This is a genomic window from Nonomuraea antri (assembly GCF_013283785.1).
GTDB classification, from domain to species: Bacteria; Actinomycetota; Actinomycetes; order Streptosporangiales; family Streptosporangiaceae; genus Nonomuraea; species Nonomuraea antri.
This window is the reverse complement of record NZ_JABCPZ010000005.1, coordinates 43,404-56,013: the sequence shown is the minus strand read 5'-3', so window position 1 is coordinate 56,013 and position 12,610 is coordinate 43,404. Positions and strand designations below refer to the sequence as shown.

Here is a 12,610-nt window from a genome sequence, read left to right as displayed (position 1 = left end):
GGCCCGGGGAAGGGAGCTACTTGATCGATCCGGCGGTGAGACCGCCGACGACCTTCCGCTCGATCAGCGCGAACAGGATGATCACCGGGATGGTGGCGATGACCGAGCCCGCGAACAGGTTCTGCCAGTCCACCTGGTACTGGCCGATGAACGAGTTCAGCGCCACCGTCAGCGGCTGCTTCTCCGGCGTGGTGGTCAGGGTCAGCGCGACGACGAACTCGTTCCAGGCCGCGATGAACGTGAAGATCAGCGCGGTGATCACGCCCGGCATGGCCAGGGGCAGGGTGACCCGGAAGAGCGCGCCGAAGCGGCCGTTGCCGTCGATGAACGCGGCCTCCTCCAGCTCACGCGGGATCGAGGCGAAGTACGCGTTCAGGATCCACACCGCGAACGCCAGGTTGAACCCGCCGTTGACCAGGATCAGCGACCAGATCGAGTCCACCAGGCCGAACTGGTAGAACTCGCGGTAGATGCCGACCAGCATGGCCGTGGGCTGGAACATCTGGGTGATCAGCACCAAGATCAGGAACGCGGTGCGTCCCCGGAAGTTGTGCCTGGCCGAGTAGTACGCGGCCGGCAGCGCCACCAGCAGGACCAGGATCGTGGAGCCGAAGGCGACCTTGAGCGTGACCCAGAGGTTGCCGGCCAGGCCGCTGGTCCAGAAGTTGGTGAGGTTCGACCACACCCACTCCTCCGGCCAGAACGACACCTCGCGCAGCGAGTCGCCGGAGCGCAGCGAGGTGAGCAGCATCACCACGTACGGGAACAGGAAGATGAAGGCGATGACGTAGGCGCTGGCGGCCACGAGCACCGTCTTGATCTTGGGCATGCGGCGCGGCGTGGCGCCGCGCGGCTTGGCGTGGGGGCGCGGCCTGGCCTGGGGAGCGGTCTTGACGGCCATCACGCCACCTCCTTGTTCCAGCGGGAGACCTTGAGGAAGATCCCGGTCAGCACGACCACCATGGCGAAGTTGACCACCGACATCGCCGCGGACTCACCGATGTCCCGGTTCTTCAGGATGAACATCAGGATCGTGGAGGTCGCGGTGGAGTAGCCGGGCTGGCCGTGGGTCATGGCCCAGATGATCGGGAAGCTGTTGAAGACGTTCATCATGTTGATCAGCGCGGCCACGGTGAGCGCCGGGCGCAGCAGCGGCAGCGTGATCGACCAGTACGTCCTGAACTTGGTGGCGCCGTCCATCTTGGCGGCCTCGTAGACGTCGGCCGGGATGGTGGCCAGGCCGGCCAGCAGCGCGTACGTGGTGAACGGCACCGACACGAACACGGCCACGAACACCAGCCACGGCATGGCGCTGGCGGCGTCGCCGAGCTGGTCGGCGGCCGCGCCGCCCATGGCGTCGATCAGCCCGAGCTTCACGCGGATCTGGTTGATCACGCCGACCTCGGGGTCGAGCATCCACTTGAAGATGATCGCCGTCATCAGCACCGAGGCGGCCCAGGGGGCGATGAGAGCCCAACGGGCGACCTTGCGGCCGGGGAAGCGCTGGTTGAACAGCTGGGCCAGGGCGAGCGAGATCAGGACGGTGAGGCCGACGACCGCGACCACCCAGATCACGCTGCGGAACATGATGTCCCAGAAGTCCTTCTCGTTGAACAACTTGTCGTAGTTGTCCGGGAAGTTGCTCCCTTGAACCAGGCCCCACCGGTTGATCCTGAGGAACGACGAGCGGATCATCTCGATCACGGGCCACAGGACGACCAACGCGATCAGCACGACGGCGGGCCCGACCCAGGCGATCGGCTCCAGGGCGCGCAATCTCTTCATGAGGAACCTTCCATGACGGTACGGCCAGCGCCCGAGAGCGCCGGCCGTACAGCCCACCGATGGATCAGCTGGCCTCGGCGGTCTTCTGGAGCTCACCCAGGACCGTGGCCGGGTCGTCCTTGACGGCCCCGCCGATGGTCTGCTTGATCGCCGGGTTCACGTCCGCCCACTTGGGGTCCTGGAACGGGTAGAAGCTGGCGTTGGGCAGCGCGTCGAGGAACGGCTTGAGCTTCTCGTCGCCGGACAGCTTCTGGATGCCGCCGTTGGTGACGGGCAGCAGCTTGTACAGCTCGGAGATCTTCTCGGCGGCCGGGCCGGTGTAGAAGTAGTCCATGAACTTCTTGATCTCTTCGGCGTGGCCGTTCTTGTTGAACGCCATGATCCAGTCCATGACGCCCAGCGTGGTGTCGAGCGGGCCGGCCTTGCCGGGGATCGGCGCGACGCCGTAGTTCTTCAGACCGGCCTTGTCGAAGATCGGAATCGACATGGGGCCGCCGTTGACCATGCCGACCTTGCCGGCGCCGAAGTCCTCCCAGACCGTCTTACGGTCCTTGGTGCCCGGGTTCGGGGTGGTCAGACCGGCCTCGACGAGGCCCTTCATGTAGGTGAAGGTCTCGACGTTCTGCGGGGAGTTGATCGCCCACTTGCCGGAGGCGTCCTTGTAGCCGCCGCCGTTGCCGAGCATCCACAGGAAGGACTCGGCCTGGGCCTCCTCCTGACCGAGCGGCATGCCGAACGGCTGGGTGACACCGGCCTTCTTCAGCTTCTCGGCCGCGGCCTTGAGCTCGTCCCAGGTCTTCGGCGGCTCGGCGATGCCGGCCTTGGTGAACAGGTCCTTGTTGTAGAACAGGGCCCGGGCGGAGGAGACGAACGGGATGCCGAACGCGTTGCCGTCCACCTTGCCGAACTCGGCGAACTTCTGCAGCATGTCGCCGGACACGTTCGGGGACAGGACCTCGTCGACCTTGTGCAGCAGGCCGTCCTTGGCGAAACCGGAGTAGTCGCCGGTCTGCAGGATGTCGGGCACCTGGCCGTTCTGGACCATGGTGGCGACCTGCTTGTCGATGTCGTTCCAGTTGATGACCTGGACCTCGACCTTGATGTTCGGGTTGGCCGCCTGGAAGCCGTCGACGACTTCCTTCCAGAAGGCCTCGCCCGCGTTCGGGGCGCCGGGGCCGTCGCCGTAGTCGGCGGCCACCATCTTGAGGGTGACCGGACCGCCGCCGCTGGCCTTGGTCTCGCCGCCACCGGTGCTGGGCGTGCTGGAGCCGCAGCTGGACAGGACCAGCATGGTCGCCAGGCCGAGAGCGGCGCCGCCCACAAGCTTCATGTTCACTGGAGATACCGCCTTCTCATCGGACGGGTGAGGCTGGTCCGTACCAGCTACCGGACCCCGCCCAAAGGGATTGGGGGTGCGCGAGCCGCAGCTCGACGCGTTTTCGCCAGAGTAAGCCCGCGTTCACCAGCCGGTCTATACCGGTCGGTATCGGTTTGAAAACAGTCGGATCGGAAAATGCTCACAACCGGTCTAGACCGCCCGTCAAAGGATCTTTCGCCTGACGTTCTCCCCACCCTGCGGCGTCCCGATCCACGGACCGTCCGTGGACGGGTCGAGCACGCCCTCCTCCAGGAACGTGTAACGGCCGTCGAGCACGTATCGGGCCAGCCGGGTGTCGGCGTTGTCGCTGTTGTCCCAGAGCCGCTCGAACAGCGCGTCGACCCGGCGTCTGGCCTGCTGGCAGAAGGTGTCGGCCAGCTCGTACGGCCGCCGTCCCAGGTCGCGGGAGTCCTCCTCGGCCTTGACGCAGACCGCGGTCATGGCGAACAGCTCGGCCCCGATGTCCACGATCCGGCCCAGGAACGACTGCTTGTGCTCCAGCCTGCCCTGCCAGCGTGACATGCCGTAGAAGGTGGACCTGGCCAGCTTCCTGCTGGTCCGCTCCACGAAGCGCAGGTGGGCGGCGAGCGGGCCGAAGTCGGCGTACGCGGTGGGCAGGTTGCCCGAGCCGGCCACCAGCGAGGGCAGCCACTTGGCGTAGAAACGACTGGCCCGGCGCAACGCCTGGGCGCGCTCCTGGCGTGACGCCTCGGGGTTGATCAGCTCGCCGGCCGCCGACAGGTGCGCGTCGACCGCCTCCCTGGTGATGAGCAGCCGCATGATCTCCGACGAGCCCTCGAAGATGCGGTTGATGCGCGAGTCGCGCAGCATCTGCTCGGCCGGCACGCCGCGCTCGCCGCGGGCGGCCAGCGACTCGGCGGTCTCGTAGCCACGCCCGCCCCTGATCTGGACCAGTTCGTCCAGCGCCTGGTACGACAGCTCCGAGGCGTAGAGCTTGGCCAGCGCGGCCTCGATCCTGATGTCGTTGCGCTTGTCGTCGGCCATCCTGGCGGTCAGGTCGCAGACGGCTTCGAGCGCGTACGCGCTGGCCGCGATGAAAGCGATCTTGGTGGCCACGGCCTCGTGCTCGCCGACCTTGCGCCCCCACTGCACCCGCGCGTTGCCCCACTCGCGGGCGATCTTGACGGCCCACTTGGCGCCGCCCGCGCAGGTGGCGGGCAGCGAGAGCCGTCCGGTGTTGAGCGTGGTGAGCGCGATCTTGAGCCCTTCGCCCTCCTTGCCGATCAGATTCTTGGCCGGCACCCTGACCTGCGAGAACTCGGTGACGCCGTTCTCGATGCCACGCAGCCCCATGAACGTGTTGCGCCGCTTGACCGTGATGCCGGGCGAGTCGGCCTCGACCACGAACGCGCTGATCTTCTTGCCGGTCCTGGCCATGACCACGAGCAGGTCGGCGACCACGCCGTTGGTGGTCCACAGCTTGACGCCGTCGATCACGTACTCGTCGCCGTCGCGTACCGCGGTGGTGGACAGGCGGGCCGGGTCGGAGCCCACGTCGGGCTCGGTGAGCAGGAACGCCGAGACCTCGCCCGCCGCGCAGCGCGGCAGGAACTCGCGCTTCTGCTCCTCGGTGCCGAACATCTTCAGCGGCTGCGGCACCCCGATCGACTGGTGCGCGGACAGCAGCGTGGCCAGCGCCGGGCAGTACGAGCCGACCAGCGTGAGCGCGCGGCAGTAGTACAGGTAGGGCAGGCCCAGCCCGCCGTACTGCTCGCTGGTCGTGATGCCGAACGCGCCCAGCCCGGCCAAGCCCTTGACCACCTCGTCGGGGATCTGCCCGGTGCGCTCGATGAGCGCGGGGTCGACGTGCGCGTCGAGGTACCTGCGTACCGCCCGGACGAACTCCTCGCCCCGCTTGGCCGCCTCCTCGGACAACTGGGGAGCCGGATACACCAGATCCAGCCGGAAGTCCCCGAGGAACAACTGCTTGGCGAAGCTCGGGCGCGTCCACTCCTTCTCCCGCGCCTGCTCTCCGACCTGCCTGGCCTCGGCGTACTTGACGTGCTCGCTCATCGGCACCTCCCGGCGACGGCCGCGCCCTTTTCCCGTTTATAACCCGCTTGCTCAGAGGCCCCTACCCCCAAAACCGCGCCGAGTCCCGAGCCGCGCCACGACCAGCGACACGACCAGCGCCACCACGGCGAGCGCGGCCGGCACGAGCAGGTACGCGCCGCAGCACGCCAGCGCCACCACCGACAGCGCACCGGCCACCACGGCCGTCCCCCGCTGCCGGCCGGCGGGCAGGGCGCGGACCGCGGCCAGCACGCCCACCGCCGTGACGGCCGCCAGGCAGGCGGAGGTGGCCCGCATGAGCACGTCCAGGTCGGCCGCCGTGACCAGCACCGGCACGGTGAGCGCGGCCAGCAGCCCGAGGCTGCGCAGCGGTGTCCTGCCCGGCTCGCCGCCCGCCGCGAACCAGCCCACCAGCAGCGCCGCGCCCTGCATCGCGCTCATCCGTCCAGTCATTCGTGTCGTCACGAGCGCCCAAGCTAGTCCGGACGTTCGGCGCTACCCCCGCCCGATCGAACGTACGGCCGGAACAAGCTGCGAGAATCCGGTCATGGACGAACTTGATTCGGAGATCGTGCGGTTGCTCCAAACAGATGCGCGGCAGTCGAACCGCGAACTGGCCCGCAAGCTGGGCATCGCGCCCTCCACCTGCCTGGAGCGGGTGCGGGCGCTGACCAGGCGCGGCGTCATCCGCGGCTACCACGCCGACATCGACCCGGCGGCGCTCAACCGCGGCGTGCAGGCCATGGTCTCGGTCCAGGTGCGCCCGCTCAGCCGCACGGTCATCAACACGTTCAAGCAGTCCGTGGCCGAGCAGCCCGAGGTGCTCAGCGTCTTCGTCCTGGCCGGCGGCGACGACTTCCTGCTGCACGTGGCCGTGCAGGACCTGGACCACCTGCACGCCTTCCTGCTCGACCGGCTCAGCAAGCGCAGGGAGATCACCGGCTTCCGCACGTCGGTGATCTTCCAGCAGGTGCAGAAGTCGGCGCCGGGCCGCCTGCCCGACCCCGAGGACGGCTGAACTCCTTACTTTCGTCAGGGTCGGGACTGGCCGGTCGGCCGATCCGCGGCGATGCCGCCGCTTCGTAGGTTTCTCGCATGAAATCCCTGTTGATCGGCCTCGCCGCGGCCTTGACGTTCACCGCGACCCCCGCCGCGGCCACCGCTTCGGCGGCCGAGCTGACCCCCGCCGCCATCGACGCCTATGTCCGGCAGACGATGGAGTCCAGCGGCGTGCCCGGCATGTCGGTCGTGGTGACCCAGGGCGGCAAGACCGTGCACGCGGCCGGCTACGGCCATGACTCTTCGGGCGCCCCGGTCACCGCCGACACCCCCATGCGGGTGGCCTCGCTGAGCAAGTCGTTCACCGCGATGGCCGTCATGACGCTGGTGGAGGACGGGAAGATCGCGCTCGACGAGCCGGTGGCCGCCCAGTTGCCGGGATTTCGCATGGCCGACCCGCGGGCGTCCAGGATCACCGTGCGCCAGTTGCTGAACCAGACCTCCGGCCTGTCGGACCGCACGATCGACATCGACGACCTGGAGAGCGCCACCTCGCTCGCCGACTACACCGCCCGCCTGGCCGACGACGAGCTCGCCGGCGAGCCCGGTGCCAAGTGGGAGTACTGCAACGTCAACTACGACCTGGCCGCGCGGCTGGTCGAGACCGCGAGCGGCCGCCGCTTCGGCGACTACATGCGCGAGCGCGTCTTCGGCCCGCTCGGCATGAAGACCAGCGCGCTCAGCGACGACGAGATCAAGCCGGCCGACGGCTACAACTCGGTCTTCGGCCTGTGGGTGTCTCGTCCGGAGATGCCCGGCTTCCACGACGACAGCGGAGGCGGCGGCGTCATCACCACCGCCGCGGACATGGGCAGGTGGCTGAGCGCGCAGACCGGCGACGGCGCCCCGCTGGTCTCGGCGCAGAGCCTGCGTACCATGCACACGCCGGGCGAGCTGCGCGACTACGGCATGGGCTGGGGCGTCGACGGCGAGAGCGGGCTGCTCACGCACTCGGGCAACCTGTTCACCTACAACGCCGCCCAGGCCATCTCGCCGAAGACCGGCTACGGGTTCGCCGTCATGACGAACAACGCCGCGCTGACCGACGAGACGTACGCGGTGGCCATGGGGCTGGCGGCGATGAGCGAGGGCAGGACGCCGGCGCCGGGCGGGGGTGAGCGGCAGCAATTTGAGCTGGTGCTGGCCGCGATCGCGCTGCTGTCGGCCGCGCTCGGCGCGCTGGGCGTGCTGCGGGCCCGCCGCTGGGCCGCGCGTCGGGCGGGCCGGAGCCGGCTGCGGATCGGGCTGCGGATGATCCCGGTGCTGCTGCCCGCCGCGCTGTTCGCCTTCTATCCGAACCTGGTCTCGTTCCTGCTCAACGGCCGTGCGGTCACCTGGAGCCAGCTCACCTACTTCGCCGTGCCGCTGTCGATCACCCTCCTGGTCGCCGCCGTCGCCGGGACGCTGACCGCGGCCGTTCGCCTGACGCGCTTGCGCAGAATTTGTGTACGACGTAAGCTTACGTCGTACACAAATAGAAGAGGAGCGGTTCATGCACACGATCGCGTTCGTCGTCCCCTTCGTCTGGCTCGGCTGGCTCGCACTCACCGAATGGGTCCCGATGTACCCGCTCAACGACCTGGCCCCGGGCAACCTCAAGCACCGGCTGCTCGCCGCCGCGATCAACTACCCGTTCCCGCTGCTCATCGCGGCCGGAATCGCGCTGGACCAGACCTGGTCACTGATCGCGGCCAGCGCCCTGTGCGCGCTGATCCTGGCCGGGCACGTGTGGAGCTGGTGGCTGCCCTACTTCGGGTTCAGCACCGAGGCGCAGCACGAGGTCTACCGCACCGACTACGCCCGCACGCTCAAGATCCTGCCGACCGCGGGCCGGGACGTGGTCATCGATGTCCAGCACCTGGTGGTGGGAGTGCTGTCCGTGATCATGCTGGCGACCACGCTCGCCGCTACGCTGACCCCATGAAGGGACGACCCGGCCGGCCGGCCGTGCTGACCACGGAACGCATCGTGGCGGCGGCCGTCGAGATCCTCGACGGCGAAGGCCTCGACGCCCTGACCATGCGCCGCCTGGGCACCGTACTCGGGGTCGCGGCCATGTCCCTCTACCGGCACGTGCCGAACAGGGAGGCGCTGCTGGCCGAGGTGGTCAACCGGATCTTCGCCGAGTCCGTCACCGAGCAGCCCGAGGAGACGGCCTGGCCGGAGGCGCTGATGGCGTTCGGCGCGTCGTACCGGCGGGTGCTGCTGGCCCATCCGAACGCCGTCCCGCTGCTGGCCACCCACCCGGTGGACGTCGATCTGGGGCTGCGCCTGCTCACCGGGCTGCTGACACGGTTCGAGGCGGGCGGCGTCGCGCAGTCCGACGCGCTGACCGCCGTCCAGTCGGTCGGCGTGTACGTCCTGGGCCACGCCCTGGCCCAGGTCGGCACCACCCCCGGCACCACCCCCGGCACCGCACAGGAGCCGGCCGCGGCCGCGTTCTACGACCAGTGGTTCGACGCCGGGCTGCTGGCCATGGTGACCGGGTTCGAGCGCCAGCTGGTCGGCCGATAAATCGCTTGCGGCCGGATCCGGGGCCCGCGTAGGGTCACCGACATGCGCCTTTACCAGTAACGGGCCACGCGCCCAACTCAGCGAAACCGTCCGGCGGTGTGCGTTCCCGCCTTCGTCCGTGCAGACGCGGCAGCTGAGCTTGCCGACCGGCCGTTCGCGCCGCGTCGTGAGTTACGTAAAGGAGCTGGTCTCATGCGCGTCCGCGCAGCCAAGAAGAACCCACGCAAGAACGGTCAGGGGCTCCCGCCGTTGCCGCTGCCGAAGCGACTGCCGCAGCGTCCCATCGCCCCGCCCAGGCGCATCCCGCCCAAGGGCCGCTAGACAACTACCGGGATGGGTAGTGAAACGAGCCGCCGCCTCCCAACGCCATGGAGGCGGCGGCTCACCCCTTCGCTCCCGCCTCGCTCAGAGACGCTCGATGATCGTGACGTTGGCCTGGCCGCCGCCCTCGCACATCGTCTGCAGGCCGTAGCGGCCGCCGGAGCGCTCCAGCTCGTGCAGCAGCTTGGTCATCAGGATCGCGCCCGTGCCGCCCAGCGGGTGGCCCAGCGCGATCGCGCCGCCGTTCGGGTTGACCTTGGCCGGGTCGGCGCCCAGTTCCTTCATCCAGGCCAGCGGCACCGGCGCGAACGCCTCGTTGATCTCCGTGACGTCGATGTCGTCGATCGACATGCCGGCCTTCTGCAGCGCCCGCTGGGTGGCCGGGATCGGCGCGGTCAGCATGTAGACCGGGTCGTCGCCCATGAGGGCGAGCTGGTGGATGCGGGCCCGCGGGGTCAGGCCGTGGTCCTTGACCGCCTGCGCCGAGGCGATCAGCACCGCGCCGGAACCGTCGGAGATCTGCGAGGAGGTGGCCGCGGTGATCTGGCCGCCCTCCTTGAGCGTCTTCAGCCCGGCCAGCTTCTCCAGCGTGGAGTCGGGGCGCGGGCCCTCGTCGTCCTCGACGCCGGCGATGGGCGCGATCTGGTCCTTGAAGTAGCCGTTCGCGATGGCCTTGGCAGCGCGCTGGTGCGACTCGAAGGCGAACCGCTCCAGCTCGTCCCGCTTGAGTCCCCACTTCTCGCACATCAGCTCGGCGCCGCGGAACTGGGAGATCTCCTGCTTGCCGTACCGCTCGACCCACATCTCGCCGAACGGGAACGGCATGCCCTTCTCGAGCGCGGCGGTGATCGACGAGCCCATCGGGACGATGCTCATCGACTCGACCCCGGCCGCCACGACCAGGTCTTGAGTGCCGGACATGACGCCCTGCGCGGCGAAGTGGATCGACTGCTGCGAGGAGCCGCACTGCCGGTCGATCGTGACACCGGCCGTGGTCTCGGGCAGGCCGGCCGACAGCCACGCGTTACGCGCGATGTCCAGGCTCTGGGGGCCGAACTGCATGACGCACCCCATGATGACGTCCTCCACCGCCGAGGGGTCGACGCCGGTGCGGTCGATCAGCGCCTTCAGCGTGTGGGCGGCCAGGTCAACGGGGTGGACGGCGGACAGCCCGCCCTTCTTCTTGCCGACCGGGGTGCGGACCGCCCCAACGATGTACGCCTCTGCCACAGTGCCTCCTGAAAACCGAGCATTATTCGGTTGTTAAGGAGAGACTACAACAGAACGATGCTCTGTGGCTGCTACGCCGGAGGCAGAAGGTCCTCCGCCGTATCGACCCGGAACCGCCACCGGTCCACGACCAGGCCGTTCAAGGCCTCGGACAGCTCCAGCGCGAGCGTGCCCAGCTTGACCGGCTCGTCACCGCGCAACTCGATCGCGGTCAACTCGGTGGCGTACGGCAGCAGATCGCGCACCGCCGGCGGCCGGCCCGCCTGCGGCACCAGCGCCGCCCTGACCTCGCCCGCGGTGAAGGTGAACCCGTCCTCCTGCAGCTCCAGCAGCGGCGCCAGCTCCTCCGGCTCCGGACGCACCGGGACGATCACCGCCGGACCACCCTGGTCGGCGTCGGCGGGATCGCTCACCTCGCCCCGGCACACCGCCAGCCCGCCCAGCCGGAAGGCCAGGCCCTCGGCCAGGTAGCGGTCGAAGAAGTCGAACGGCAGCGGGCCCTCAGCCGACACCCGGCACGCCCACACCTTCTCCAGCTCGCCGCCCACCAGCTCGGGCTCGGCCTCGACCGGGGCGTGGATGCGCACGTCCACCGCCACGATGTCGCCGCCATCGCTCCTGGCGTCGGGATCGGCCAGCCGGACGAGCCGCAGCAGCTCGTCGTGCGCCGGTTTGGCGGGCAGTGCCGCCGTGGGGCCAGTACGCAGTCTCCGCTTCGCCATCCAGCCCATGCCCGCCTCCGCGATCAGCTTCGATAGGAGCTCGTCATCGTCGCGTAGACGATGATGTTGTCGGTGTAGTGTCCGCTCGTCCGGTCGTACGTGCCGCCGCAGGTGATCAGGTGCAGCTGCGCGTTCTCGTACGTGCCGTAGACGCGCTGGGTGGGGAAAGTCTTCTTGTTCGCCTGCTCGATGCCGCCGACCTGGAACACGGCCGTGATGCCATCCTGCCGCTTGACCTCGATCGTGTCACCGTTCTTCAGCTCGTACAGCCGGCTGAAGACGGCGCTGCGCGTGCGCGTGTCCTTGTGCCCGAGCATCACGGCGGGCCCGGCCTCGCCGGGGGTGGACATGTTCCGGTACCAGCCGACCAGATTCGAGTTCTCCGCCGCCGGCACCTGGATCGTCCCGTCCTTGGCCAGGCCGAGGGACTTGACCGGGGCGTTGATCCCCAGCTTCCTGATGATCAGCCGGGTCGGGCTGGACGGCAGCATCGCCGGCGCGGCCTTGATCGGCGGCAGCGGGGCGGGCACCTCGGGCGCCGCCTGGAACAGCGCCTGCTGCGGCTGCCCGCTCGCCTTCTCCTTCGGCTGCGCCTGCAGCTCCAGGGTGTCCCTGGCCGCCAGGCCGTACTCCTCCGGCGACTTCACCACGATCAGCAGCCCGGCCACCACGGTCACGATGCCCGCGATGGCCGCCACGATCAGCACGGTCCTGAGCGCCGTACTGCCCTTGTCCTCGGGCGGAACCGGCGCGCCGCCGTACGGATAGTGCCCCGACACGCCGCTCAGCCCTTGCGGACGGAACGCCGTCGCATGACCAGCCCGCCGACCGCCGCGGCGCCGATCAGCGCGCCGCCGGCCAGGATGAAGATCCGCCCGTCGGGACCCATGTCACCGCCGAAGCCGGTGTCCGCACCCGCCTTGGGGGTCTGGGACTTCCTGCTGGGGGTGATGGTCTTGTAGTGGGTGGTGGTCTTGGTCGGCTTGGGACTGCTGGACGTCTGCGTGTTCGTCGGCGAGTTGGACGTGGTGGGCGAGTTGCTGGCGCTGGTGGTGGCGGTGCTGGTCCCGGTGGCGACGGTCAGCGTCATCGACGGGCCGCCGCCGGTGCCGGGGGCGCAGTTGTACCAGACGGTGCCGTTCACGCTGAGCGAGAAACCGGCGCCCTTGAGAATGACGTTGCCGGTGGCGGTCGGCTTGACCACGAAGTCCATGGTGGCCAGCGGCATCGGGGACCGGGCGGCCACGCTGGCGTAGTTCGTGGCCACGGCCGTCGCCGTCACCTGCGCCGAAGGAAGGGCGCTGCCCGACGGGCTGATCGTGCCCGTGGCCCCGATCGTGCTCGTCGGCGCGATGCTCGACAACGCCGGCAGCGGTGTGCCGCTGGCGGTGGAGGTCGGCTGGTTGATCACCCAGCTCAGGGTGACGGTCGAGCTGGGGGTCGGCGTCGTGTAGGGGGCTTCCAGCTCCATCTCGAAGGGAACCGAGACGCTGTTCCCGCCACCCTGCGGAACACAGGTGTACGTGACGGTCACGGGCTCCGCGAGAGCCGCGATGGCCGGTAACCC

13 protein-coding genes are annotated in these 12,610 nt (G+C 69.1%); 4 read left to right on the top strand and 9 right to left on the bottom strand.

The window, feature by feature from the left end:
* Positions 1-16: 16 nt before the first annotated feature.
* The 5 genes from HII36_RS02770 to HII36_RS02750 all read right to left on the bottom strand — a co-directional run bounded on the left by HII36_RS02770 (position 17) and on the right by HII36_RS02750 (position 5,638).
* The gene (locus tag HII36_RS02770; RefSeq protein WP_236003151.1) at positions 17-901 is read right to left on the bottom strand and encodes a carbohydrate ABC transporter permease; all 885 of its coding nucleotides are present in this window, start codon (positions 899-901) and stop codon (positions 17-19) included.
* Positions 901-1,785, bottom strand: a complete 885-nt coding sequence (locus HII36_RS02765) for a carbohydrate ABC transporter permease (protein ID WP_173521428.1) — start codon at positions 1,783-1,785, stop codon at positions 901-903. The genes HII36_RS02770 and HII36_RS02765 overlap by 1 nt, the downstream gene beginning before the upstream one ends.
* A gap of 64 nt (positions 1,786-1,849) precedes the next feature.
* Positions 1,850-3,115 carry an extracellular solute-binding protein gene (locus tag HII36_RS02760; protein ID WP_173521427.1) on the bottom strand — a complete coding sequence of 422 codons (1,266 nt, stop codon included), beginning with the start codon at positions 3,113-3,115 and terminating at the stop codon, positions 1,850-1,852.
* 210 nt (positions 3,116-3,325) lie between these two features.
* Positions 3,326-5,197 (bottom strand): acyl-CoA dehydrogenase family protein, encoded by a 1,872-nt coding sequence (locus HII36_RS02755; protein WP_173521426.1) that lies wholly within the window; start codon positions 5,195-5,197, stop codon positions 3,326-3,328.
* Between the two features lie 51 nt (positions 5,198-5,248).
* Complete coding sequence (locus HII36_RS02750; RefSeq protein WP_173521425.1) at positions 5,249-5,638, bottom strand: hypothetical protein; 390 nt, start codon at positions 5,636-5,638, stop codon at positions 5,249-5,251.
* Between the two features lie 106 nt (positions 5,639-5,744).
* On the opposite strand from HII36_RS02750, the gene HII36_RS02745 reads away from it, so the two are divergent.
* From HII36_RS02745 to HII36_RS57720, 3 genes are all read left to right on the top strand, one after another.
* Positions 5,745-6,215: an Lrp/AsnC family transcriptional regulator gene (locus HII36_RS02745; RefSeq protein WP_173521424.1), complete on the top strand. Its 471-nt coding sequence runs from the start codon at positions 5,745-5,747 to the stop codon at positions 6,213-6,215.
* 77 nt (positions 6,216-6,292) lie between these two features.
* A complete protein-coding gene (locus tag HII36_RS02740; RefSeq protein WP_173521423.1) occupies positions 6,293-8,770 on the top strand; it encodes a serine hydrolase in 2,478 nt (825 codons plus the stop codon).
* A 192-nt stretch (positions 8,771-8,962) separates the two neighbouring features.
* Positions 8,963-9,091 (top strand): hypothetical protein, encoded by a 129-nt coding sequence (locus HII36_RS57720; protein WP_268959431.1) that lies wholly within the window; start codon positions 8,963-8,965, stop codon positions 9,089-9,091.
* 84 nt (positions 9,092-9,175) lie between these two features.
* Here HII36_RS57720 and HII36_RS02735 read toward each other — a convergent pair whose 3' ends face one another.
* The 4 genes from HII36_RS02735 to HII36_RS02720 form a co-directional block, all read right to left on the bottom strand.
* Entirely contained in the window at positions 9,176-10,321 is a 1,146-nt protein-coding gene (locus HII36_RS02735) for an acetyl-CoA C-acetyltransferase (RefSeq protein ID WP_173521422.1), read from the bottom strand.
* Positions 10,322-10,392: 71 nt separating this feature from the next.
* Entirely contained in the window at positions 10,393-11,043 is a 651-nt protein-coding gene (locus tag HII36_RS02730; protein WP_173521421.1) for a hypothetical protein, read from the bottom strand.
* A gap of 23 nt (positions 11,044-11,066) precedes the next feature.
* Complete coding sequence (locus HII36_RS02725; protein ID WP_173521420.1) at positions 11,067-11,822, bottom strand: class F sortase; 756 nt, start codon at positions 11,820-11,822, stop codon at positions 11,067-11,069.
* Between the two features lie 5 nt (positions 11,823-11,827).
* Positions 11,828-12,310, bottom strand: coding sequence for a hypothetical protein (locus HII36_RS02720; protein ID WP_173521419.1), 483 nt, complete (start codon positions 12,308-12,310; stop codon positions 11,828-11,830).
* Between HII36_RS02720 and HII36_RS02715 the strand changes: the two genes are divergently transcribed.
* On the top strand, positions 12,303-12,497 hold the full coding sequence (locus HII36_RS02715; protein ID WP_173521418.1) for a hypothetical protein: 195 nt from the start codon (positions 12,303-12,305) through the stop codon (positions 12,495-12,497). The genes HII36_RS02720 and HII36_RS02715 overlap by 8 nt on opposite strands.
* The last annotated feature ends 113 nt before the right edge of the window (positions 12,498-12,610 follow it).